This is a genomic window from Hymenobacter sp. R533113, assembly GCF_056835965.1.
This window is the reverse complement of record NZ_JAKWBD010000013.1, coordinates 282,680-307,794: the sequence shown is the minus strand read 5'-3', so window position 1 is coordinate 307,794 and position 25,115 is coordinate 282,680. Positions and strand designations below refer to the sequence as shown.

Here is a 25,115-nt window from a genome sequence, read left to right as displayed (position 1 = left end):
AAAAGGGCGCCACATGTGGCGCCCTTTTTTGTTGCCGACTTTTCCGACCAGCCTTTGTTCATAGCTGCCTAAGAATGTGGTGAGCCAGGGCCGCTGCTTGTTCCCGTAGCTCAGGCACCGCCGTTGACTCAAAGTAAGCTGGGCGTCGGCTGGGGCCTAAGGTGAAAAATACCGCAGAAGCCAGGCCAGCAGCGTCCAGTAAAGCACCGTGTTCGTCGGTTTGGATACCCAGGCGCAAAGGGTCGGGGAGAAGATGGCCCGCTTCGCGCAGGCTTATTACCAGTGGGTCTTGCACGCGACTGTAATCGAGTAGAGGGCCGGTACAGGCAATGACATGGCGGGCGGTAAGCTGCGCGTGTTGGCCGCCGTGGCTTATTTCTACACTTAAATCAGAGCCTTGGGGGGCAATTTGCAGCACGCGGCCTAAGTGAGTTCGTAGCTGGCCGCGGCCCCGCAGCCGTTCTACTACTGCCACATTCTGCTCCGGACTCCGGTGCCGCACCACCGACCAAACCGACGCTATATGACGCAGAAAGCGGTTTTGCTCTACCAATGGCCAATTGGACCATACTCGCCCTAAATCAGGACGGAGCGAGTCGATGACATCGCGCCAATCATAGCCAGCAGCCTGGGCCGCGCGGATGTGCTGGCGCACTACGCGTACTACAGCGCTCACCTCTGTAAGATGAGCTAATTCAGAAGCGTAAAAGCTAGGATACAGCGCGTGCTGTGCTGATCCATGTACCGTTGGCCACCAGCCATGCCGCGAAACAGCCATAATCGGCCCCTGGTGCCCATCGGCGTGTAGTGCCATTAGTACATCAACAGAGGTGAGGCCCGTGCCAATAAGCAAAATCGAATCCTGGGGGGCAATTCCGGTTAGTGCGCCGGGCGCCCACGGATTTGGATGATAGTTCGGTAAAAAATTGCCCCCCAATCCGGCCCCAGCGAGCCCCAATGGCGGAAAATTACCCAGTGCCAACACCACGCGGTGAGTGCGCAATACGTGGCCATCAGCAAGCTCTACCAAAGCTGTGTTATCCATCTTATCAATGACAGCGGCTACGGCTGCCTGAGAATGCCAGTGAATGCGCATCCCATTGGCTACTTCGCCCAGAACTAGGCTGACACACTCCTGAATATACTGCCCATACGTCTGGCGCGGGCAAAATGCAGCCTCGTCAGCGGGTAAGCCTTTCGCGTGCAGCCATTCTACAAAATGCTGGGGCTTATCAGGAAAGGCACTAATGCGACCGGCGCGCACATTCAACAGATACTCAGGCCGCGGCGCCGAATAGGCTAGACCCAGGCCTGGAGCGGGGCGAGGATCTGCCAAATGTACATCGTAAGGGTAGCTGCCGCTGGCATGGGCAAGTTGCACAGCCAACATAGAACCCGAAAACCCCGCGCCTATTATCGTAATGGTACGTCGCTGGGGCATGCAAGTGGAGTGAGAACGGGTGGAGGGCGGGAGGTAGGCCTTAAAACGGACAGCCTGACCAAGGGTTTACCAAGGCCAGGCTGTTATTGTTTAGCCAGAAAAATGAGGCGGGCGGCCCGTAGCTTCCGGCTGGGGTAAGCCCCAGTGCGCTTTTACATATAAGTGCCGCTCACCAAATAATTCTGCACATAATCTTGAATACCATCTTCCAAACGGGTGAAAGGCTGGTCGTAGCCGATACTGCGCAGCTTCTGCATTTCGGCTTGTGTGAAGTACTGATAGGTGTCGCGGATGTCTTCGGGCGTGTCTTTAAATTGAATATCCGCCGTCTGGTCGAGGGCCGCAAAGGTGTTGAGGGCTAAGTCTAAGAAGGTGCGCGCCTCGCCGCTGCCTAAGTTATAGATGCCGGAATTTTTGCGATGACGCATCAGGAAGTAGCATACTTCACACACGTCTTTCACATACACAAAGTCGCGCTTCTGCTCGCCGTCAGAAAAATCAGGGTTGTGAGAGCGAAACAGTTCCATAGAGCCCGTACGCCGAATTTGCTCGTAGGCGTGAAATATCACCGAGGCCATGCGGCCCTTGTGGTATTCATTGGGCCCGTACACGTTGAAAAACTTCAAGCCAGCCCAGAAGAAGGGCTTCTCTTCCTGCGCCACTGCCCAGTTGTCGAAGTCATTTTTCGACTCGCCATAGGGGTTGAGCGGCCGCAGCAACGGCAGCAGCGCGTCTTCATCGGCGTAGCCCAGCGTACCCGAGCCATACGTAGCCGCCGATGAGGCATACACCAGCGGCAGCTGGTACTGACAGCACGCCTGCCACACTTTTTTGGAGTATTCCAGATTCAGCAAATCCAGAATTTGGCGGCTCTTCTCGGTGGTATCGGTGCGGGCGCCGAGGTGAAAGATGAATTCTACCTGCTCGTGGTTTTTGTCGAGCCAGTCAAAGAAGTCGTTGCGGTCCACGTACTCGCGCAGGCGCTTGCCTTTCAGGTTGGCAAGCTTACGCTCCACAGTGAAGTTATCGACCACCACAATATCATTGAAATTGGCGGCATTCAGGCGGGTGACAAGGCAGCTGGCGATAAAGCCGGCGGCCCCAGTGACGACGATCATAGGGCTAAGTTTTGCCTTAAAAGTAGGCAAAAGCCGTGGAGTAGGGTTGAATCTATGTTTAACAGACCGTCATGCAGAGCGGCAGCGAAGCATCTCGCGTGCTGACGCAGGACTAGTAATCTTAACTACTGCGAGCGAGATGCTTCGCTGCCGCTCTGCATGACGGTCTATTTGAATAGCAGGAGTAAGCTAAATCACCATCTTTGCACCATGCTTCGTTTTTTGCTTCAAACTTTGGCATTCCTCCTGTTTGGAGTATGGCTCACGGCGTGTACTTCCGATCAGAAAGCTCCCCAAACTACTGCGGCCACGGAAAATGCCCCCCAGCATCTGCGCGACGATCTTGGGCGGCCCGTCGTGGTGCCGGCGCATCCGCGGCGCATCCTGGCTCTGGCTCCATCCATGACCGAGATGCTCTACGCCGTGGCCGATACAGCTACTATCGTTGGTCGTACGCAGGTGTGTGATTTTCCGAAAGCCGTGCTGAGCAAGCCCATTGTGAATAGCTACCCGCTGGATATGGAGCGCTTAGTAGCCCTACAGCCTGATATCGTATTTACGGTGGAAGGTATCACCTCGCTCGATGATGCCACGCGCCTTCAGCAGCTAGGCGTGCAAGTCTATTACCAGCGCTACACCACCGTACCTGATGTGCTGCGTGGCCTGCGTGATATAGGCCGCATCCTGCACCGCGAACCCCAGGCCCACCACCTCACCGACTCGCTGGCCGCGGAGCTAAAGCAGCTGGAACAGCAAACACCCAGTGACTTACGCCCCAAAGTGCTGGCCATCACCTGGCAGGACCCCATCTACGTGTACGGACAGAATACGCTGTTTACGGACAAAATTCGGCGGGCTGGGGGGCAAAATGCGGTCGTAGAGAAGTTTGCGCAGCCTTATCCAGCCCTCACGCGTGAGTACATTCTGCAGCTTAACCCCAATGTGCTGCTGGGAGGCAGTTTTGGCAAGCTCGATAGCACCTTCTTCAAAAGCTACCCTGAGCTGCGCCGCATCCGGGCTTACCAAACGCGGCAGATCTACGGCATCAACGGCAGCCTGATGGAGCGCCCCGGCCCGCGCGTAGTCGAGTCGGTGCGGGAGCTGCAACGGTTGCTCCGCCAAAGCTTGGCCCAGCTATGAGTCGCCGCGTTGGTCCCTGGCTGCTGGCCAGTCTGGTGCTCACCTTTTTGCTCCTGATTATCGGGCTTCGGGTGGGCAGCTTCGAGACAGATTACAGCATCATCTGGCGCACCCTCACCCACTACGATCCCACCGATCCGGTGCAGCTGGTGCTGGTGCAATTGCGTCTGCCGCGCCTGCTGCTGGCCCTGCTGGCCGGCGCGGGGCTGGCTTTCAGTGGCTATCTGATGCAGGCTATGGTCAATAACGCCCTGGCCGATCCGTATTTGCTCGGAACGGCTTCGGGTGCATCACTGGGGGCAATTCTGTGCTTTGCTTTTCTGGATACCTTAGTGCTGGGGGGCTTTTATCTGCCGCCCTTAGCCGCCCTGGCCGGAGCGTTACTCACCACGATAGTAGTAGTTACCCTTGGTACCCAACAGGGCCAGCTCCGGCCAGCCCAATTACTACTGGCGGGAGTGGCCGTAGGCGCACTTACGGCCGCTATTGGCAGTCTGGTCACGTTCTTGGCCGCCACCGATGCCAAGCTGAGCACCGTTATTTTTTGGGCGATGGGCAGCTTCGAGCGGGCCGGCTGGAACCTGCTGCCGTATCCGGCTGTGGCAGTCGGGGGGGCGTTGGTGCTGTTTACATTTTTGCAAAAAGACCTGAACGTGTTGTTGCTAGGGGAGGAGCGAGCCCAGGCGTTGGGCCTGAACGTGACCCGTCTGCGCTGGATACTGATCCTCACCGCCTCCGGCCTAACTGGCTGTGTGGTAGCGCTTTGCGGCCCCATTGGCTTTGTCGGACTAATGATTCCACACCTCACGCGCTGGCTGCTGGGCGTCACGGGCAGGGCTAACTTATTGTTCTGCGCCCTGCTGGGGGGCAATTTTATGCTCGCCTGCGACCTGCTGGCCCGCCTGCTTTATCCGCCCGCTGGCTTGCCGGTGGGCTTGGTCACGGCCCTTTTCGGCGTACCGTTCTTCGTATATTTGCTGCGGAAAAAGCGCGTAGCGCTTTAGGGGACGGCTAAGTTGAGGTGCAATGTGCTGATTGGTTGAGAAGCTGATACGCTGCGCTATTAGTCATTTTGCTGCTGCCCGGCCTCATTCCGCATCCGCACATTATTTTACTAGCACCGCCACAAATGATTTACGTCAGCCGCCAGGAGCATTTTAATGCCGCGCACAAGCTGCACAACCCCAACTGGTCCGACGAGCGCAACCGTGAAGTATTTGGCCCCTGCGCCAACACCAACTGGCACGGCCACAATTACGACCTCATCGTAACCGTCAAAGGTCAGCCCGACCCGGAGACCGGCTTCGTAATCGACCTTAAACAGCTTAGCAACCTCATCCGCGAGCACATCACCGATCAGGTAGACCACAAAAATCTTAACCTGGATGTGCCCTTCATGCAAGGCAAAATGGCCAGTACCGAGAATTTGGTAGTAGCCTTTTGGGAAATTCTGACTCGCGAATTAGGCTCTATATCCTCCGCTCAGCTCCACTGCATCAAGCTGTACGAAACGCCCCGGAATTTCGTGGAATACTATGGCGAGTAAAGGGTTATTACGGTGAGTCTCACCCAAATAATCTGTCACCTATTCAATTCTGTACCCATTGAAATATTACCTGATTGCCGGCGAGCGTTCCGGAGATTTTCACGCCGCAAACCTGATGCGTGCCCTGCGCACGGAAGATACTACGGCCGAATTCCGGTGCTGGGGCGGTGATATGATGGAGGCTGCGGGGGGCAAATTGGTGCACCATTACCAGGAAATGGCCATTATGGGTTTCCTGGAAGCGGCCACCAGCATCCTCAAGTTTCGCGGGTTTCTGAAAGAATGTCAGCGCGATCTGCTAGCCTATAAGCCCGATGTGCTGATTCTGGTTGATTACGCGGGCTTCAATCTGCGGGTCGCCAAGTTTGCCAAGCAGCACGGCATCAAGGTGTTTTATTATATCTCGCCCAAAATCTGGGCCTGGAACCAAGGCCGCGTGCATACCGTGAAAGCCGTGGTCGATAAGATGTTCGTCATCCTGCCTTTCGAGCGGGAGTTTTATCAGCGTTTCGGCTACGATGTAGACTATATCGGCAACCCTACCGTGGATGCCGTAGCTGAGCATGAAGCTTCCACTGATTTCCGCGAGCGTAACCAGATTCCGGCCGACAAACCCATTATTGCCGTGCTGCCCGGCTCGCGCAAACAGGAAATTGAGAGCATGCTTTATGTTATGCTTTCCGTACTGCCGCCGTTTCTCAATTACCAATTCGTTATTGCGGCCGTCTCCAACCTTGACCGCAATTACTACCAGAACTTCCAGCGCGGCGAAAACATCACCATCGTCTCTGACCAAACTTACGACTTGCTCCGCCACGCCGACGGCGCTATGGTCACCTCTGGCACCGCCACCCTCGAAACTGCACTGTTCGATGTACCGCAGGTTGTTTGCTACAGCACCAGCATTGTTTCCTATACTATTGCCAAAGCCTTAATTAAGGTGCCCTATATTTCCTTGGTAAACTTGGTGGCAGGAAAAGAAGTCGTGAAGGAATTGATTCAGGGCGAATTCAACTCCCGTAATCTGGTGCAAGAGTTGAAAAATATCTTGGAAAACCCAGAGTATATCGCTCGCCAAAAAGCCGACTACGCCGAACTGCGCGAGAAGCTTGGTCGTAGCAATGCCGCACAGAAAGCCGCTAAGCTGATGGTTGGATATTTAAACTAGTAGCTTAGCGCCATTACGTATTGATCTAAGCTTATAAAAGTATGGCAGCCATAAAATAGAAAAGCCCGGAAGAGAATTCTCTTCCGGGCTTTTCTATAAAGCGTTATTATACTCTAATTATGCTGCTCGTAGTTGCTTCAATGGTGACTTTTCAAACTTGCTCTGTGCGTAATCCAGGTCAATAACAAGCTCCTGAACATCCGTTTCCGAAGGCATATCGAACATCGCATCCGTCATAATGCTTTCACAGATGGAGCGCAGGCCGCGGGCACCGAGGCGATATTCATCCGCCTTCACTACGATGTACTCCATGGCTGACTCAGAGAAGGAAAGCTTAATGTTTTCCATCTCGAATAGCCGCTGATACTGCTTCACGATAGAGTTTTTAGGCTCCGTCAGAATCTTGCGCAGGGTAGCATGGTCGAGCGGGTTGAGGTGAGTCAACACAGGCAGGCGGCCAATCAACTCGGGAATCAGGCCAAACTGCTTCAAATCCACGGCTGTTACATACCGCAGGAAATTCTGGGTATCAACCTTTTCCTCCAGCATTGTTTTGGAGAAGCCCATGGGCTTGGTGTTCAAGCGGCTCTTAATAATGCGCTCAATGCCAACAAAAGCCCCCCGCAGATGAACAGGATGTTTTCGGTGTTCACCGTAATCATCTTTTGCTCAGGGTGCTTGCGGCCACCATGGGGCGGTACGTTCACTGTCGTCCCTTCCAGCAACTTCAGCATGGCCTGCTGCACGCCCTCACCGCTCACGTCGCGGGTAATGCTGGGATTGTCGCTCTTACGGGCGATTTTGTCAATTTCATCAATGTAGACGATGCCGCGCTCGGCAGCTTCCACATTATAGTCAGCTGACTGAAGAAGTCGGGTCAGAATACTTTCCACATCTTCTCCCACATAACCAGCCTCAGTCAGTACAGTGGCGTCGGCAATACAGAAAGGCACTTGTAGAATATTAGCCAGCATACGCGCCAGAAAGGTCTTACCCGTACCTGTTTCGCCCACCATAATGATGTTGGATTTCTCAATCACCACATCATCCTTAGTCGAAGGCTTCTGCATCAGGCGCTTGTAGTGGTTATACACTGCTACCGACATTACCTTTTTTGCTTCGTCCTGACCTACCACGTACTGGTCCAGGTACTCCTTCATCTCGCGCGGCTTCACGAGGTTAAATTTCGGCGTCTTGCTGTTTGAGCGAATCTTGTTCTCTTCGTTCAATATCTGCTGGGCCTGACCTACGCATCGCTCGCAAATGTGCGCGTTGATGCCGGAAATCATTACCGAGACGTCTTTTTTGCTCTTACCGCAGAAGGAGCACGTAATATCTGCCATTGCCTGGATTATCAGAATAGGATAGGTAAACTCCGCTCACGCCGGAGCGGCATCAAAGGTACAAAAGCCTAACGCCCTGCGTACGAAAAAAAGTTGCTCTACTGTAGGGCTTCTATTTAAAAGTAAAAACCCCATTCCCGGTTCTTAGGCCGGAAATGGGGTTTTAATTCTGACCATGACGCTTATCATGTCAAAGCATCATAGGCAACCCAAAGCAGCTTAAGCTACTTTGCGCTCAAGCACTTCATCAATCAGGCCATATTCTTTGGCCTCGTCGGCACGCATCCAGTAGTCACGGTCGGAGTTATCATGGATTTCCTGATAGGTCTTACCCGTGTGCTGCGCCAGAATGTCGTAAAGCTCCTTTTTGAGCTTCAGAATCTCGCGAGCGGTGATTTCAATGTCAGAAGACTGACCCTGAGCACCACCGGAAGGCTGGTGAATCATGACGCGAGCGTGGGGGAGGGCCGAACGCTTGTCTTTGGCACCACCAGCCAGCAATACCGCACCCATCGAAGCCGCCAGACCTGTACAGATAGTAGCCACATCAGGACCTACATACTGCATAGTGTCATAGATGCCCAGACCGGCATACACTGAGCCGCCGGGCGAGTTGATGTAGAGTAGAATATCCTTTTTGGCATCCGCTGACTCCAGAAACAGCAGCTGGGCAGTAATGATATTGGCAATATAATCGTCAACGGCCGTGCCCAGGAACACGATGCGGTCCATGATCAGGCGAGAGAATACGTCAATTTCAGCGAAGCGCGTTGGGCGTTCCTCAATTACTGAGCGGGTCATGCCCGTCACGGAGTGGCGCATCTGGCCTTCTATGTGATGCAGGTACTGGTCGACACCCAAGCCGCTCAGGCCTTGGCCTTTAACAGCAAACTTGCGGAATTCTTGTTTATTCAGCATGGCAAATAATAATGGGAGAAGAGGTGTAAAAGCGAAACCGCTGGGCAACAAAAAAGCCCTAACGGCAAGTAAGGGCTTTTTTGTGGGTTAGAAAACCGGCAGACTAGCGCTGGCTAGCTGCCTGATTCCGGAAGTCCTCAGCCGAAATCGGCTTATCAGTAACAACAACTTTGCCGCGCAGGTTTTCAAGTACTTTCTCTGCCAGAATGGCCTCATACTCGTCCACGTAGTTTTTACCGTTCTCCTGCTTAAGGTAGTTGTCAGCGAAGCTGCGGATAGAATCCTGCAGCTCTGGTGTCATTTCCATGTTGAACTGGCCCAGAATCTTCTGCATGGTGCGCTCCACGATTTCGTCGTTCGACACCTTCAAGCCCTGCTCTTCTACTACCTTATTGCGGATCATCGACCACTTCAGCTCGCGCTCATAGTCGTCATAGTGCTCGTCTACCTGCTCCTCGGTGAGATTGCCTTTGTTGGCGCGCACCAGCCACTTCTTGAAGAACTCCTTCGGCACCTCGATGGTCGTATTATTTACCATCTGGTCCACGATCTGACGGTTGAGCAAGCCGTCCGACTCACGGTCGTAGTTCTCCTGTACCGTAGTGCGCACCTTCTCATCGAATTCCTCGCGAGAAGTAATGATGTCCTTGCCAAATACTTTGTCGAACAACTCCTGATCCAGCTCGGGTTTGGTCGTGCGGTTGATTTTCTCAACGTTCAGCACGTACTCGCCGCTTACGTTGGCAGCCTCATCTTTCGAAAGACCTGAAAAGTTGGCAATAGCAGAAGCGTCGCCGTCGAAAGCATCCTTCAAATCAAAGGTTACCGAATCGTTGGCCTTTACTCCGATAAACGTATCGACGTTGTTCTTTACCTTATTAATAGGCAGCAACACCGTACGGCCTTCGCCCTCCTCATCCGCTTTCTTGAGCTTACCATAGAGGTAGTCAGTGGCTTCCGAAGCCTCGGGGTTGGTGCTTTCGCCATACTGGCGGGAAATCTGGTCGTAGGTTTCCTGTAGCGTAGCCTCATCAACACCTATCTGGTGGCGCTCTACGTTCAGGGTTTGATCGGCCGGCAGCTCAAAATCAGGAAGCAAGCCTAATTCAAACTTGAAATCAAAATCCTTCTGGGTGTCAAAGTCAATGTCGCTGGCTATGGGCAGAGGCTCGCCCAGAATGCGCACGTTATTCTCCTTGATGTAGCTATCGACTGCTTTGCCGAGCAAGCCATTGATTTCCTCCACCAGAATACTCTTTCCGTACATCTTGCGAACCAAGCCGACGGGTACTTTGCCCGGCCGGAACCCTTTGATCTGCGCTTTCTTGCTGTAGTCCTTGAGCTTGTTATCAACCGTGGCAGCATAGTCGGCTTCCGTCAGTTGTACTGTCAGGATGGCACTAAGCTGGTCGTCGTTTTTATCGAGGGTAATATCCAAAACAGGTGGTCAGTTAAAGGGTAACGGAAAAGAAACAAGCCGGCAGCCGGTGAAAAAGAAACCCCCAACGTTTGGGTTGAGGGTTGGGGCATTCCTTGAGAAAAAATAAGTGCGGATGGAGGGACTCGAACCCACACGCCTTGCGGCACCAGATCCTAAGTCTGGCACGTCTACCAATTTCGCCACATCCGCCGCAAGGCCAACTGCCTCGGGGCCGCAAAGCTACGCAACGAGTCGGGAAATTCAAACCAACTCCGCAATGAGTAAAGAATGATTATAGTAAACCCGCGCAAATTTGCCCCCCACGCGCTTTCTTCGATGAAATTCAGCACTACTGGGTTCTCTATGAATAGCAGTATATTCTTCCAAAACCTGAATTTGCCCCCCAGCTGTTGAGTCGCACCTTTTTGAGCAGCAGCTTTGTTATAAATAAAACTCGCCCGCTAGTCATGGGCTGAGTTCGTACTTTCGTAGATAACCACGGAGCTTTGGCTCCGCCCGCGTACATGGCTACCCTTATTGATCCTGAAGTAGAGCGCAACGAGATTCTGCGCCATTACCGCCGCTTACTCCGCACTGCTAAGCCTTATTTGCACGGCAACGACGCTAAGCTTATTAAAAAAGCTTTCAATACCTCCTTAGAGGCGCATAAAAACATGCGTCGCAAATCCGGTGAACCCTATATTCTGCATCCATTGGCGGTGGCGCAGATTGCGGTGGAGGAAATCGGACTGGGTACCACAAGTATTGTCTCGGCCCTATTGCACGACGTGGTAGAAGACACGCCGATGGAAATATCAGACGTCGACCGGGAGTTCGGGCCCAAAGTGGCACGCATCATTGACGGGCTAACCAAAATCTCGGGCGTATTTGACTACGGCACCAGCGAGCAGGCCGAGAACTTCCGCAAAATGTTGCTGACCCTCTCTGAGGATGTACGCGTCATTTTGATCAAGCTCGCCGACCGCTTGCATAATATGCGTACGCTGGAGTCGATGCCCCGGCATAAACAGCTCAAAATAGCTTCCGAAACTATTTACCTATACGCTCCGCTGGCGCATCGTCTGGGGTTATACGCTATCAAAACCGAGCTGGAGGACCTGTACTTAAAGTACACCGACACGGAAGTCTATAACGAATTGGTGACGAAAGTGCGCCAGAGCCGTAGCGCACGTAATCGGTTTATCAAGGATTTCGTCACGCCCATCGACGAGGAATTAAAGGTTCAGGGCTTTGATTTTGAGATAAAAGGCCGTCCCAAATCAATTTATTCCATTCTGCGCAAAATGCGCAAGCAGAACGTCACCTTCGATGAAGTGTATGATTTGTTTGCCATTCGGGTTATTCTGGATGTGCCGCAGGAGCAGGAAAAAGCCGCCTGCTGGCAGGTGTATTCCATCGTCACCGACTTTTACCAGCCCAACCCCGACCGCCTGCGCGATTGGGTGAGCACGCCCAAAGCCAACGGCTACGAGAGCCTGCACACCACTGTTATGTCGCGCACGGGGCAGTGGGTGGAGGTGCAGATTCGCTCCAAGCGCATGGACGAAATTGCCGAAAAAGGCTACGCCGCTCACTGGAAATACAAGGATACCGGCACCGTGCAGCCGGAGTCGACGCTGGAGTCCTGGATTGCAAAGGTGCGTGAGATGCTAGAAACTAATAATTCCAGCGCGCTGGAGTTCATGGATGAGTTTAGGCAGAACCTCTTTGTTAAAGAAGTATATGCTTTTACGCCTAAAGGCAAGCTTATTATTCTACCTGATAAGGCAACGGCACTGGATTTTGCCTTTGATATTCATTCTCAGATTGGCTTGCAGTGCCTGGGGGCCAAAGTCAATCAGAAGTTGCAGCCTTTAAGCTACCAGCTCCGCAACGGTGATCAGGTAGAAATCCTGACCTCGCACAAGCAACGCCCTACGGAGGAGTGGTTGCAGTATGTAATCACATCCAAAGCCCGCTCAAAGATTAAAGAGTATCTGCGCGACGATAAGCGCTCTAAAACGGACGACGGACGCTATCTGGTAGAGAAGCGGTTGGAATTGTTGGGAGTTGAGAATAATCAGGAAAATTTGAACCGCTTGCTGGCTCATTTCAACCTCTATAACGTCCAGGATTTCTTTTATCGCTTAGCAATTGGCCAACTCGATGGCCGGGAGATTAAGGTGGAATTATTCGACCCCACTATTGAATCGCCTCACTTATCTTCTTCCTTAGCGCCCAAGTCTTTCGATCAGGAGGTGCAAAAAATTCGAGGAGTGAATGCCAATATGCTCGTCATCGGTGAGCATACTGACAAGTTCGACTATCATATTGCCCCCTGCTGCAATCCGATTCCGGGGGATGATGTATTTGGTTTCGAAACCGAAACCGAAGGCATTATCATCCACCGTACCTCTTGTCCGCAGGCTGTTAAGCTTATGTCGAACTACGGCAGCCGCATTGTGCGCGCCAAGTGGACTGATCAGCTGGAGCTTGCTTTTCTGGCTGGTATCCGCATCAAGGGCTCCGACCGTGTAGGCTTGGTGAATGACGTGACGCGTATTATTTCCAATAGTCTCAAAGTCAATATGCGCTCCATTACCATCGACTCAAATGATGGAATGTTTGAGGGTCAGATCATGGTCTTTGTCAACGATACCGACCATTTGCATAAGATGATTCAGCGCTTAAGCAAAGTGAATGGAGTGCTGTTAGTCGAGCGGTTTGCTACCTAAGTCCTTAGTAGTCCTAGCGAGTTCTAGTTGTTATGCAGTACTAATACTGGGGGGCTTTTTACAATGACTCTTATTTCTGCAAGCAAAAAAGCCCCCCAGTTTCTCAAAATAGAATTTAGTGATTTGGGCAAACACGCAAAGGCAGAGTCTGCCAACTCACTTTCCCGCTTACCTTTGTTACTCCTTATATATAAGGTTACACAATGATTGAGAGAGATAAATTTGAGGAGGTGAAGAAGATTTTCACCGCCTATTTAGAAAATAAGGGCTTGCGCAAGACTTCTGAGCGCTATGCCATATTAGAGGAAATATATGCTCGCACTGGCCATTTTGATGTAGAGGAGCTCTATACCGGCATGAAAGCGCAAGGCTTGCAAGTAAGCCGCGCTACGGTATACAACACGCTTGATTTGTTGGTAGAGCACGGGTTGGTGAGTAAGCATCAATTCGGGCGTAATCTAGCTCAGTATGAGAAGTCATACGGCTACCGTCAACACGACCACGTTATCTGTACGGAGTGCCACAAAGTAGTTGAGTTCTGTGACCCCCGCATCCACGGTATTCAAACCATGGTCGGGGAGCTTTTGAATTTCCATATCTTGCACCACTCTTTGAATCTGTATGGCGTTTGTGGTGATTGCCGCGCCAAAGCTGCCCGCTTACTTTCCGAATGAAAACTGAATCCACCGTTCAAAACGGCATCCTCTACGTCCGCCTCACTGGCGACCTCATCGGCAGCCCTGATTCTCAACCTCTGCTTCAAATTATCAATGACCACCTCGGTGAAGGTGTTGTTTACTGTGCTATCGATTTGTCTAACGTGCGTTTTATTAATAGCACGGGCATCGGTGTACTGGTTTCCATTTTGACAAAGTTTCGCAACCAAGGAGGCGAGTTAGTACTCATCAATCCTTCCGACCTCGTTCGTAAGCTTCTATTCATCACTAAGCTCGACGCCATCTTCATTATTGCGGCTGATAATGCATCAGCCGCCGAACAATTGAAAGCTACAACCTAATGCCAGTTGACGTACTTGTTGGATTACAGTGGGGCGATGAAGGGAAAGGTAAAATAGTAGATGTACTAGCCCCTACCTACGACGTGGTAGCCCGTTTTCAGGGTGGTCCAAATGCTGGTCACACGCTCACCTTTGATGGCCTGAAACACGTACTACACCAAGTTCCATCGGGTATTTTTCACCCGCATATTATTAATGTAGTTGGTAATGGAGTTGTCCTCGACCCCGTAGTGTTCCGGGGAGAGTTGCAGAAGCTAACTGATCGAGGGGTAAATTGGGCCCCTAACCTCTACATCTCAAAAAAGGCTCAACTTATCCTGCCATCTCATCGTGCTCTCGATCGTATTTCAGAAGAAATGCGTGGGGGGGCAAAATTGGGTCGACTCTTAAAGGCATAGGACCCACTTACCAAGATAAGATTGGTCGTACGGGCCTACGAGTAGGGGATGTGTTATTGCCCACCTTTCGGGAGCGCTATACCGAGGCCGTAGCCCGTCATGCGCAGTTTGCCTCATTCCATGGCCGAGACTTAGAGATAGAAGCACTTGAAGAAGAATTTTTCTCTGCGGTCGAATTCCTGCGTGGCCTCCAACTCACCGACACAGAATACTTACTAAACGATTTATTACGTCAAGGAAAGCGCATTCTCGCTGAGGGGGCTCAGGGCTCCTTGCTTGATATTGACTTTGGAACCTATCCATTTGTTACTTCATCCAATACCATTGTCGCTGGAGCGTGTACTGGCTTAGGTGTTGCACCCCGTCATATTGATCGGGTATATGGTATTAGTAAGGCTTATTGTACCCGCGTTGGAAGTGGCCCATTTCCTACTGAGCTTCATGATGAGGTAGGAGAAAGGATACGTCAAGCCGGACGTGAGTTCGGCTCTACCACCGGTCGACCACGGCGTTGTGGTTGGATCGATTTGCCATCTCTGCGTTACAGTATTATGCTCAATGGGGTGACAGAACTCCACTTAATGAAGGCAGATGTGCTGGATGAGTTCACTGAAATACAGGTTTGCACTCATTACCGAACTCCCGATGGTGAGGATACTGACCTCTTGCCAGACTATGAAGCTCTGCAAGCCTTAACTCCTGTATACACTACGTTGCCTGGTTGGCGCACCGATTTACAGTCTATTTCAGAAGTTGAAGCATTACCTACAGAACTTCATTCATACTTGCAATTCCTTGAGCATCACCTAGAAGTGCCTATCCGAATTGTAAGTGTTGGTCCCGACCGACTAAGTACTTTACACTTGAACTAAGTAAAAAGACGCGGCGGGTCTTGACTTGTTCAAAACCCGCCGTATCTTTGTCACCCTGTTTCAGCAATCGGCTAGCAGAAAGGTTTAGATTTTTCGCTTTTTTCTTGACATCGGGTATATAAGGATGTTATCTTTGTAGCCCATTTTGCTTTGGCGAGGTATAAAAGGAAGTAAGTGACGAGAGGTTTCTTAGAAGAGCACGTTGCTGGAACTTGGAATAGTGGAAAAAGGTTAAGAGGCACTCAAAACCAGAAAGCTGATAAAGTTGGGGCCTTAGGTAAGCAAAAAATAAATATTTCTTACCTCTTGACAAACGGTTTATACGAATCGTATCTTTGCAACCCGCTTCACAAGGAGGCGGTTAAATCAAGAGAAAAGTAGGGAAACAAATTTTTTTTCTGCTTTTACTTGCGAAAAGAAAATTTCTCTTACCTTTGCAACCCCGAACGAAAAGGTGTCTGGGTTACTAGGGAGGATAAGGCAGCGCAAGCGGCCACAGGGTCAGTCCGGCAGGGGCTGACGCACGTTCTTTGAATGGTTGGAAAAGACAAATTGGTAAGGCTGCCAAGGTAGGTAACTACCCCGGCAGCGAGCGTAACAAACGAGTTCAACAAGAAGAGTTGGATTACGCCCAAGACAGCAGCCTATGTTCGCATAGGTGAAGAGAATTTATACAATGGAGAGTTTGATCCTGGCTCAGGATGAACGCTAGCGGCAGGCCTAATACATGCAAGTCGAACGGGTGTAGCAATACACTAGTGGCGCACGGGTGCGTAACGCGTAACCAACCTACCCGCAACTGGGGGATAGCCCGCCGAAAGGCGGATTAATACCGCATAATATAGAGTGACGGCATCGTCGTTTTATAAAAGATTTATTGGTTGTGGATGGGGTTGCGTAGCATTAGCTAGATGGCGGGGTAACGGCTCACCATGGCGACGATGCTTAGGGGACCTGAGAGGGTGATCCCCCACACTGGCACTGAGATACGGGCCAGACTCCTACGGGAGGCAGCAGTAGGGAATATTGGGCAATGGGCGAGAGCCTGACCCAGCCATGCCGCGTGCCGGATGAAGGCCTTCTGGGTTGTAAACGGCTTTTCTCAGGGAAGAAAAAGGTCTTGCGAGACCAACTGACGGTACCTGAGGAATAAGCACCGGCTAACTCCGTGCCAGCAGCCGCGGTAATACGGAGGGTGCAAGCGTTGTCCGGATTTATTGGGTTTAAAGGGTGCGTAGGTGGCTTGGTAAGTCCGGGGTGAAAGCCCACAGCTCAACTGTGGAACTGCCCTGGATACTGCCAGGCTTGAGAGTCGTCGAGGGTGGCGGAATGGACGGTGTAGCGGTGAAATGCATAGATACCGTCCAGAACCCCAATTGCGTAGGCAGCTGCCTAGGCGACATCTGACACTGAGGCACGAAAGCGTGGGGAGCGAACAGGATTAGATACCCTGGTAGTCCACGCCGTAAACGATGGATACTCGTTGCCAGCGATAGACTGTTGGTGACTTAGCGAAAGCGGTAAGTATCCCACCTGGGGAGTACGCTCGCAAGAGTGAAACTCAAAGGAATTGACGGGGGCCCGCACAAGTGGTGGAGCATGTGGTTTAATTCGATGATACGCGAGGAACCTTACCTAGGCTAGAATGCGCGTGACCGGTTCAGAGATGAGCCTTTCCTTCGGGACACAAAGCAAGGTGCTGCATGGCCGTCGTCAGCTCGTGCCGTGAGGTGTTGGGTTAAGTCCCGCAACGAGCGCAACCCCTACTTTTAGTTGCCAGCATGTCATGATGGGGACTCTAGAAGGACTGCCTGCGCAAGCAGTGAGGAAGGCGGGGACGACGTCAGGTCATCATGGCCCTTACGCCTAGGGCTACACACGTGCTACAATGGCCGGTACAGAGGGTCGCTACACGGCAACGTGACGCCAATCTCACAAAACCGGTCTCAGTTCGGATCGGAGTCTGCAACTCGACTCCGTGAAGCTGGAATCACTAGTAATCGCGTATCAGCAATGACGCGGTGAATACGTTCCCGGGCCTTGTACACACCGCCCGTCAAGCCATGGAAGTCTGGTAGACCTGAAGCTGGTGCTCGTCACAGAAGCCAGTTAGGGTAGAACAGGTAACTGGGGCTAAGTCGTAACAAGGTAGCCGTACCGGAAGGTGCGGCTGGATCACCTCCTTTCTGGAGCTGATCCGACTCGTGAACTTCGTTCAGTACGCTACTAACTTACCAATACGTCTTTTCCTCTCATTCAAATATTATTAGGAGGGCGACAATAATGCCTCCCTCCTACCCTGATCTAGATCGTAGATCAACTGTTCTTTGACGTAGGATAACGAGTAAGAAGAAAAAGAAAGAAGCGAGGACTACTTTTAGTGGTTTCTTGTTACGAGCCGGCCTTCCTGTTTACGGGAGGGCTAGAAGGTAAGTAAGCAAGGGCACACGGGGGATGCCTAGGCTCTCAGAGGCGAGGAAGGACGTGATAAGCTGCGAAAAGCCGCGGGGATTGGCACATACGAAGTGATCCGCGGGTATCCGAATGGGGCAACCCACTACCGTGAAGCGGTAGGGCCTATAGCTTTAGTGCTATAGGGGCAAACCCGGGGAACTGAAACATCTAAGTACCCGGAGGAACAGAAAATAACAATGATTCCCTAAGTAGTGGCGAGCGAACGGGGACGAGCCCAAACCGAGTTGGTTACGGCCAGCTGGGGGTTGTAGGACCTCAAGATCTGATTGTTTGATTTTAGCTGAACGACGTGGGAAAGTCGACCAGAGACGGTGAGAGTCCGGTAAGCGAGCAAGTCAAGCACGGTAGAGGATTCCTGAGTAGGGGGGACCGGAGAAATCCCCTCTGAATCCAGCGGCACCATCCGCTAAGGCTACATACTCCTGAGAGACCGATAGTGAACCAGTACCGTGAGGGAAAGGTGAAAAGAACCTCGAATAGAGGAGTGAAAAGAACCTGAAACCGTGTGCTTACAAGCGGTCGGAGCCTTCTAGTGGGGTGACGGCGTGCCTTTTGCATAATGAGCCTACGAGTTACTCCTCCCTGGCAAGGTTAAGTGTCTGAAGACGCGGAGCCGCAGCGAAAGCGAGTCTGAACAGGGCGCAGAGTCAGGGGGGTAGACGCGAAACTTTGTGATCTACCCATGACCAGGGTGAAGGTTGGGTAAAACCAACTGGAGGCCCGAACCAGTTTCCGTTGAAAAGGATTTGGATGAGTTGTGGGTAGGGGTGAAAGGCCAATCAAACTGAGAAATAGCTCGTACTCCCCGAAATGTATTTAGGTACAGCGTCGCGGTCAAGTCAGCCGGAGGTAGAGCTACCGATTGGACTAGGGGGTGTCACAGCCTACCGAATCCAGACGAACTCCGAATGCCGGTTGATATACGCGGCAGTGAGGCGTGGGGTGCTAAGGTCCCATGCCGAGAGGGAAAGAACCCAGACCATCCGCTAAGGTCCCTAAATCCGGACTAAGTTGAACAAAGGAGGTCCACTTGCCTTGACAGCCAGGATGTTGGCTTGGAAGCAGCCATTCATTTAAAGAGTGCGTAACAGCTCACTGGTCGAGCGAGAGGGCATCGATAATACGCGGGCATCAAGTCCGGTACCGAAGCGATGGATTTACACGGATGTGTAAGTGGTAGGGGAGCATTCTAGCAGCGGAGAAGGTATGCTGTCAGGCGTGCTGGAGCGGCTAGAAAAGCAAATGTAGGCATGAGTAACGATAAGGCGGGTGAGAAACCCGCCCCCCGATAGACTAAGGTTTCCTGCTCAACGCTAATCGGAGCAGGGTTAGTCGGGACCTAAGGCTACGCCGAGAGGCTACGTCGATGGACAGCTGGTTGATATTCCAGCACTTACTCTAAGAAGTGATGCAGTGACGCAGAAGTGAAAGATGCGCGGGCGGACGGAAGTGCCCGTTGAAGCGCGTAGGTATAGGGTTGGTAGGTAAATCCGCCGACCTTGCTGAACCGTGATAGTACCCTACGGCCTCGGCCACGGGGATAGTCATCCTAATCAGACTGCCAAGAAAACCTGCTAAGCGTTTTAACCTTAGAGTAACCCGTACCGCAAACCGACACAGGTAGTCAAGGAGAGTATCCTGAGGGGCTCGAGTGAATCACGGCCAAGGAACTCGGCAAAATGGACCTGTAACTTCGGGAGAAGGGTCGCTTCCTCTTAGCAATAAGAGAAGCCGCAGTGAAAAGGCCCAGGCGACTGTTTAACAAAAACACATGACTTTGCGAACGCGCAAGCGGAAGTATAAGGTCTGACACCTGCCCGGTGCCGGAAGGTTAAGAGGGGAACTTAGTGGCGCAAGCTGCGAAGGTTTGAATCGAAGCCCCGGTAAACGGCGGCCGTAACTATAACGGTCCTAAGGTAGCGAAATTCCTTGTCGGGTAAGTTCCGACCTGCACGAATGGTGTAACGATCTGGGCGCTGTCTCAGCCGTGAGCTCGGTGAAATTGTAGTCTCGGTGAAGATGCCGAGTACCCGCCACGGGACGGAAAGACCCCGTGCACCTTTACTATAGCTTGACATTGACGCTGGGTAACACATGTGTAGGATAGGTGGGAGGCTTTGAGCCGGGGGCGCCAGCTCTCGGGGAGCCAACGTTGAAATACCACCCTTGTGTTACTCGGTGCCTAATCTCCTGAACGGGGAAACAGTGTCTGGTGGGTAGTTTGACTGGGGTGGTCGCCTCCAAAAGAGTATCGGAGGCTTTCAAAGGTCCGCTCAGACCGCTTGGTAACCGGTTGTAGAGCGCAATAGCAGAAGCGGGCTTGACTGTGAGGCCTACAAGCCGAGCAGGGTCGAAAGACGGATATAGTGATCCGGTGGTTCCGCATGGAAGGGCCATCGCTCAAAGGATAAAAGGTACGCCGGGGATAACAGGCTGATCTCCCCCAAGAGCTCATATCGACGGGGAGGTTTGGCACCTCGATGTCGGCTCGTCACGTCCTGGGGCTGGAGAAGGTCCCAAGGGTTCGGCTGTTCGCCGATTAAAGTGGCACGCGAGCTGGGTTCAGAACGTCGTGAGACAGTTCGGTCCCTATCTGTGGTGGGCGTGAGAGATTTGCGAGGACCTGTCCTTAGTACGAGAGGACCGGGATGGACCAGCCGCTCGTGCACCGGTTGTGGCGCCAGCTGCAGCGCCGGGTAGCGACGCTGGGATGAGATAAGCGCTGAAAGCATCTAAGTGCGAAACTCACCTCAAGATGAGATCTCTTATATAGGAAGAGTCGTGGGAGACGACCACGTGGATAGGCTACAGGTGGAAGGTCGGAAACGGCCGAGCCGAGTAGTACTAATGACTCGAACACTTACCAGACAATGCTCTTTTTCTGCTTTCTTCTTACCCGTTACCTGCGTCAACGTTATTTGTTGTGTCTGTGAACTAGACACGAGCGCCAGTAATGGTGGCTTTAGCCCGGGTGTTCACCTCTTCCCATTCCGAACAGAGCAGTTAAGCCCCGGTGCGCCTATGGTACTACCTTCACCGGTGGGAGAGTCGGTCGCCGCCAACCTTATATTCCAACAGCCCCCCAGCGTCCCACTATCCGGATGCGGGGGGCTGTTCCCGTTTAGGCCAACTTGGAAGTAAAAAGAGGCTACCCGTCATAATTCTCGTTTTAGGCTGAAAATATTATAGTCGATCAGTTAGTTAAGGTGTTACTATACCTATTCATTTCCCTTCAATCAGTACATTTAGCAATGATATTACTGTATCCGTGGTTTTTGTTGGGATTCCTAACTATAGCTATTCCAATAATTATCCATTTTTTTGAATTGCGTAGACCTCAGCTTGTTGTTTTTACCAATGTCAATTTTATTAGAGAAGTAAAAATTATAACTGCTCGGCAACGGAAATTAAAGCATTTGCTTGTGCTGCTGACCCGTATCGGGTTTCTCATTTTTATAGTGTTGATGTTCTGTCAGCCGACTATACCCGCTGCGAAGCAAGATGCTAAGGAAGGCGACTCAGTATCTATGCTTATTGATACCTCACCAAGTATGCAAGCCCAAGGCAATGATCAGTCTCTTCTGGATCAAGCTATAGGTGAAGCAAACGGCCTTGCTAATGTATATTCAGCAACGACGCAATTCAAGCTTTCCAACGTAGCTAATTCATTAAGCAGATCTACTTTTCAAACAATTACAGAGCAGCTAACAGTATCAGGACAGGCAGGAAGTTTGAGGAGCTTGTTAGCTAAGGGTAAAGGTCAGAGCGGAAATGAAAGCGGACAGACCTTTATCTTTTCGGATTTTCAGAAAAATGATTTCGCTCTTGATTTTTTGTCTCTGCTTGATTCAACAGAGAGAGTATTTCTGGTACCAGTAGCCCAAAAAGACATTGCTCAGAATGTGTATGTAGATAGTGTAGGGTTCGATGATGCTTTCGTACGGCGTGGAACAGATATCATGCTGCGTATTCGACTACGTAATGGAGGGCAGGCTACTGTCGCTAATTGTCAAGTAAAGTTATTTGTAGGAGATAAACAGGCAGCAGTTTATCGTACATCTGTTGGTATAGAAAGTCCGACTACTACAACAGTACGAGTGCGCATCAACAATAATGAGTTGCAACAGTGTCGGGTGGAAGTAGAGGATTTCCCTGTAACCTTTGATAATACATACTACTTCACTCTACAACCTTCGCCCCAAATCCGCATTGTGGATTTGGCTACGAGTGAACCGGCAACACAGCGCTTGTATGCAAATGAAGCTTTATTCTCTTACAGCAAAAGCACTCCACAGGCCGTAAATTATAGGCTGTTGCAAGACGCTAATCTTGCATTGGTGCAGCAACCACGTGTGGATGCAAGCCTGCGCGAAAGCACAAAAAGGTTGGTCGACAAGGGAGGATCAGTGGTTATTGTGCCACCAGCTAACGCCGCAGGACGTGCCTCCTACACTCAGTTATTTCGTGCTTTAGGGATAGGTTCGGTACAGTGGGAACCAATACGCACTGGTGCGCCCAATCTAAGGAGTATTGCTACTCCAGACCCAGAGAACCCCTTTTTAAAGAAGTGTTCACTGCGCAGAATCGACAGACTGTGATGCCAAAAGTATCACCCGTGCTACGTTGGTCGAGGTCGGGAACAGACATTCTACGATTACAAGATGGAGACGGCTATTTAGCTAGTTTCAGTAGCGGACGTGGTACCGTATATCTATTCTCAGCCCCGTTTGAAGGTGGCTACTCAGACTTCACTAATCACGCGCTCTTTGTGCCGGTAATGTATCGATTAGCCATGCAAAGCTTCCGCGATGATCAAAGTCCAGCTTATCGTTTAAATCAACGGACGGTTGCAATAGCAATATCAGAGGCGGCAAACAACAGGGAAGAGGTGTTTAAGCTAACAAAGGATAGCTCAACGTTTATTCCTGTGCAGCGAATACAGGCGGGTGAGTTGCGCTTTGATATTCCACCAGGAATGCAAGCCCCAGGATTTTACCAACTCACGCGTAATGGACGGACGGTTAAAACTATGGCCTTCAACTTTGACAAGCGCGAATCAAATCTGACACATTACACGGCCGATGAGTTGCGCAATATGATAGGTCAGAATCGTCCAAATATTCAGGTTTATGATGCTTCTGGGGGGCAATCTGTGGCGGCGCAATATAGGGCTGAGCGGATAGGCACACCGCTATGGCACTACTGTTTATGGGCGGCACTAGCCTGTTTACTGGCAGAGGTACTGTTGCTTCGTTTTATGACAACACGGAAAGTGGCGGAGCCTATGGTAGTGGCTGCCTAAAATGCTTCCCGCAGCATATTGACCAGCGTCCACTATCTTGCTGAGCCACTTCTCATATCAAGTGAATTCAGACACCTCACCCAATCGGCTTGTTGTACGTCATGCTCTTCGCTACGGAGTGGGGGCTGGGATCGTATGCATCATGTGGATAATAGTTCTCTATCTGATGGATAGTAACCCCTATGGGCCCAAGCGGCTGTTAAGTGTATTTGTACCGCCATTAGCAGCTTTACTTTGTCAATGGACAGTCAGGGGTTCCTTCTTACCTGTTGGGCCAGGTTTGCGGCGCGTATTGGCGGCTGGTATTTTAACCACCATCCTGGCTGCCGTTACGTCGGCGGCTGGCGTGTATGGTTTTGCCCGAGCTACCGGACAAGGGCCGATTGATCGGCACTTAACGGAAATGAAGGTGCTTTTAGAGGCTAGTAAGACTGAGTTTATTAAACAGCCTGGAGGTGCGGCACAATATGAGCGCGCCCGTCAAAGCCTAGCTCACACGCCCCAAGCGTTAGCATCTGATGATTTTGAGAAAAAATTACTGTTTGGGTTATTCTTAAGCTTCCCAGGAGCCGTTTTTTTAGAAAATAACTGCGTTCTTGCTGCCAGTATTCATCTTACTCACATCCCCCTAACCCCATGGAAAACACTTCTACTCCAGTTTCTACTACTTCTGTTGGCTTGCGCTACGGACTCCTAACGGGCATAATATCTATTATTTACTCCTTTATTCTGCTGGCGACCAATTTGGAGCAGAATACTGCGCTGTCGCTTTTAAGCCTTATAATCTTGGTTGGCGGTATTTTTCTGGCACATAAAAACTATAAGGAGAATAATAGCGGCTTCATGTCTTATGGCCAGGGCCTCGGAATCGGAACCATTGTCAGCTTGGTTTCTGGTCTGCTGGGGGGCATTTTTCGCTATGTTTATATGGAGTTTATTGATCCCTCTGCAGCGCAGCGCGCAATGGATCAAACTCGCGCTAAGATGGAAGAAGCGGGTAATATGAGCGATGCTCAGATAGATCAGGCTATTCAAATGTCTCAGAGTTTTGCGAGTGGCCCAATCGGTATTGCAGTAGCCGTGCTCGGATCAACTCTTATTGGCTTTCTGATTACGCTTATTATTGCTGCCATCACCAAGCATAATCGTCCCGAGTTTGAGTAAGCGTTTGCCGCAGCATTTCCCTGTCGAGATATCGGTTGTAATCCCACTGCTCAACGAAGCAGAATCGTTACCAGAACTAACGCGTTGGATTCATCGGGTGCTGGCCCAGCATGGGCTCACGTACGAAGTTATTTTGATAGATGATGGTAGCACCGATGATTCGTGGGAGGTAATAGAGGAGTTGGCTCAGGCTGACACTCATCTGCGCGGCATCCGCTTCAATCGTAACTATGGGAAGTCAGCGGCGCTAAACGTAGGCTTCCGGGCGGCCGTAGGGCGCGTGGTGTGCACCATGGATGCCGACTTGCAGGACTCGCCGGAAGAGTTGCCCGAGTTGTACCGCATGATTACGGAAGAGCACTATGACTTGGTGAGTGGCTGGAAAAAGAAGCGTTTCGATCCGCTCAGCAAAACCATTCCAACGAAGCTTTTTAACGGCGTTACGCGCTGGATATCAGGTATTAAACTGCACGATTTCAACTGCGGCCTCAAAGCGTATGATCAGCGCGTGGTGAAAGGCATTGAGGTGTATGGGGAGATGCACCGCTACATCCCGGTCATTGCCAAGTGGAACGGCTTTGCCCGCATCGGGGAGAAGCCGGTGCAACATCAGGAGCGTAAGTACGGAGTTACGAAGTTTGGCCTGGAGCGCTTTGTGTACGGCTTTCTGGACTTGCTGAGCATCACCTTTGTGAGTCGGTTTCGGCGGCGGCCCATGCACTTTTTTGGTACGATGGGCACGTTATCATTTCTACTCGGAATGATCATCACCTTGTGGCTTGGGGGGCAAAAAGTGTATCTGGCTTTCAACAACTTAAAAGCGCGCGACGTAACTGCACAGCCCTTGTTCTTTCTGGCTTTGGTGGCGGTAGTTGTAGGTGTGCAGTTATTTTTAGCGGGATTTTTAGCTGAGATGATTTCTCTGAGCGGAGCCCGTCGAAATGACTACTTAGTACGCGAAAAACTGAATATCAAATAGCGTAGTAGCCCGTGACTAGGAGGCGTCAAGCCTTGCTGATCACGGGCTATTTCTTTATCCATTCAAGCTAAGCTGAAA

The 25,115-nt window shown here is 51.4% G+C and carries 16 protein-coding genes, 1 tRNA gene, 3 rRNA genes and 2 pseudogenes; 16 read left to right on the top strand and 6 right to left on the bottom strand.

What is annotated here, in order from left to right; genetic code table 11:
- Positions 1 to 58: 58 nt before the first annotated feature.
- Positions 59 to 1,441, bottom strand: a complete 1,383-nt coding sequence (locus MKZ35_RS10325; RefSeq protein WP_482513210.1) for an FAD/NAD(P)-binding protein — start codon at positions 1,439 to 1,441, stop codon at positions 59 to 61.
- A gap of 152 nt (positions 1,442 to 1,593) precedes the next feature.
- The gene (gene rfaD, locus MKZ35_RS10320; RefSeq protein WP_482513209.1) at positions 1,594 to 2,559 is read right to left on the bottom strand and encodes an ADP-glyceromanno-heptose 6-epimerase; all 966 of its coding nucleotides are present in this window, start codon (positions 2,557 to 2,559) and stop codon (positions 1,594 to 1,596) included.
- A gap of 234 nt (positions 2,560 to 2,793) precedes the next feature.
- Here rfaD and MKZ35_RS10315 point away from each other — a divergent pair, with 234 nt between their 5' ends.
- The 4 genes from MKZ35_RS10315 (at position 2,794) to lpxB (ending at position 6,413) form a co-directional block, all read left to right on the top strand.
- Positions 2,794 to 3,699 (top strand): ABC transporter substrate-binding protein, encoded by a 906-nt coding sequence (locus MKZ35_RS10315; RefSeq protein ID WP_482513208.1) that lies wholly within the window; start codon positions 2,794 to 2,796, stop codon positions 3,697 to 3,699.
- Complete coding sequence (locus MKZ35_RS10310; RefSeq protein WP_482513207.1) at positions 3,696 to 4,703, top strand: FecCD family ABC transporter permease; 1,008 nt, start codon at positions 3,696 to 3,698, stop codon at positions 4,701 to 4,703. Before MKZ35_RS10315 ends, MKZ35_RS10310 begins: the two co-directional genes overlap by 4 nt.
- A gap of 125 nt (positions 4,704 to 4,828) precedes the next feature.
- Positions 4,829 to 5,245, top strand: a complete 417-nt coding sequence (locus MKZ35_RS10305; RefSeq protein WP_166072939.1) for a 6-pyruvoyl trahydropterin synthase family protein — start codon at positions 4,829 to 4,831, stop codon at positions 5,243 to 5,245.
- A 58-nt stretch (positions 5,246 to 5,303) separates the two neighbouring features.
- Positions 5,304 to 6,413 carry a lipid-A-disaccharide synthase gene (gene lpxB / locus MKZ35_RS10300; protein WP_482513206.1) on the top strand — a complete coding sequence of 370 codons (1,110 nt, stop codon included), beginning with the start codon at positions 5,304 to 5,306 and terminating at the stop codon, positions 6,411 to 6,413.
- 117 nt (positions 6,414 to 6,530) lie between these two features.
- On the opposite strand, the pseudogene clpX reads toward lpxB, so the two are convergent.
- The 4 genes and pseudogenes from clpX to MKZ35_RS10280 all read right to left on the bottom strand — a co-directional run bounded on the left by clpX (position 6,531) and on the right by MKZ35_RS10280 (position 10,304).
- Positions 6,531 to 7,756, bottom strand: a pseudogene (gene clpX / locus MKZ35_RS10295) (ATP-dependent Clp protease ATP-binding subunit ClpX).
- A gap of 219 nt (positions 7,757 to 7,975) precedes the next feature.
- On the bottom strand, positions 7,976 to 8,674 hold the full coding sequence (locus tag MKZ35_RS10290; RefSeq protein ID WP_084446619.1) for a ClpP family protease: 699 nt from the start codon (positions 8,672 to 8,674) through the stop codon (positions 7,976 to 7,978).
- Between the two features lie 103 nt (positions 8,675 to 8,777).
- A complete protein-coding gene (gene tig, locus MKZ35_RS10285) occupies positions 8,778 to 10,112 on the bottom strand; it encodes a trigger factor (protein ID WP_482513205.1) in 1,335 nt (444 codons plus the stop codon).
- A 110-nt stretch (positions 10,113 to 10,222) separates the two neighbouring features.
- Positions 10,223 to 10,304, bottom strand: a tRNA-Leu gene (locus tag MKZ35_RS10280).
- Positions 10,305 to 10,618: 314 nt separating this feature from the next.
- On the opposite strand from MKZ35_RS10280, the gene MKZ35_RS10275 reads away from it, so the two are divergent.
- The 12 genes and pseudogenes from MKZ35_RS10275 (at position 10,619) to MKZ35_RS10220 (ending at position 25,037) form a co-directional block, all read left to right on the top strand.
- The gene (locus MKZ35_RS10275; RefSeq protein WP_482513204.1) at positions 10,619 to 12,829 is read left to right on the top strand and encodes a RelA/SpoT family protein; all 2,211 of its coding nucleotides are present in this window, start codon (positions 10,619 to 10,621) and stop codon (positions 12,827 to 12,829) included.
- 203 nt (positions 12,830 to 13,032) lie between these two features.
- Complete coding sequence (locus MKZ35_RS10270; RefSeq protein WP_482513203.1) at positions 13,033 to 13,503, top strand: Fur family transcriptional regulator; 471 nt, start codon at positions 13,033 to 13,035, stop codon at positions 13,501 to 13,503.
- Entirely contained in the window at positions 13,500 to 13,847 is a 348-nt protein-coding gene (locus MKZ35_RS10265; protein ID WP_482513202.1) for an STAS domain-containing protein, read from the top strand. Before MKZ35_RS10270 ends, MKZ35_RS10265 begins: the two co-directional genes overlap by 4 nt.
- Positions 13,847 to 15,117, top strand: a pseudogene (locus MKZ35_RS10260) (adenylosuccinate synthase). The gene MKZ35_RS10265 and the pseudogene MKZ35_RS10260 overlap by 1 nt, the downstream one beginning before the upstream one ends.
- Positions 15,118 to 15,790: 673 nt before the next feature.
- Positions 15,791 to 17,303 (top strand): 16S ribosomal RNA (locus MKZ35_RS10255).
- A gap of 241 nt (positions 17,304 to 17,544) precedes the next feature.
- Positions 17,545 to 20,460: ribosomal RNA gene (locus MKZ35_RS10250) — 23S ribosomal RNA — on the top strand.
- Between the two features lie 84 nt (positions 20,461 to 20,544).
- Positions 20,545 to 20,656 (top strand): 5S ribosomal RNA (rrf, locus tag MKZ35_RS10245).
- Together the 16S, 23S and 5S rRNA genes form the textbook arrangement of a ribosomal RNA operon.
- Positions 20,657 to 20,843: 187 nt before the next feature.
- Complete coding sequence (locus MKZ35_RS10240; RefSeq protein ID WP_482513201.1) at positions 20,844 to 22,190, top strand: BatA domain-containing protein; 1,347 nt, start codon at positions 20,844 to 20,846, stop codon at positions 22,188 to 22,190.
- A gap of 194 nt (positions 22,191 to 22,384) precedes the next feature.
- Positions 22,385 to 22,894: a hypothetical protein gene (locus tag MKZ35_RS10235; protein ID WP_482513200.1), complete on the top strand. Its 510-nt coding sequence runs from the start codon at positions 22,385 to 22,387 to the stop codon at positions 22,892 to 22,894.
- Between the two features lie 61 nt (positions 22,895 to 22,955).
- Entirely contained in the window at positions 22,956 to 23,591 is a 636-nt protein-coding gene (locus MKZ35_RS10230; protein ID WP_482513199.1) for a DUF4199 family protein, read from the top strand.
- Positions 23,531 to 24,058, top strand: a complete 528-nt coding sequence (locus MKZ35_RS10225; protein ID WP_482513198.1) for a DUF4199 domain-containing protein — start codon at positions 23,531 to 23,533, stop codon at positions 24,056 to 24,058. The genes MKZ35_RS10230 and MKZ35_RS10225 overlap by 61 nt, the downstream gene beginning before the upstream one ends.
- A complete protein-coding gene (locus MKZ35_RS10220) occupies positions 24,051 to 25,037 on the top strand; it encodes a glycosyltransferase family 2 protein (protein ID WP_482513197.1) in 987 nt (328 codons plus the stop codon). The genes MKZ35_RS10225 and MKZ35_RS10220 overlap by 8 nt, the downstream gene beginning before the upstream one ends.
- Positions 25,038 to 25,115 lie beyond the last annotated feature (78 nt).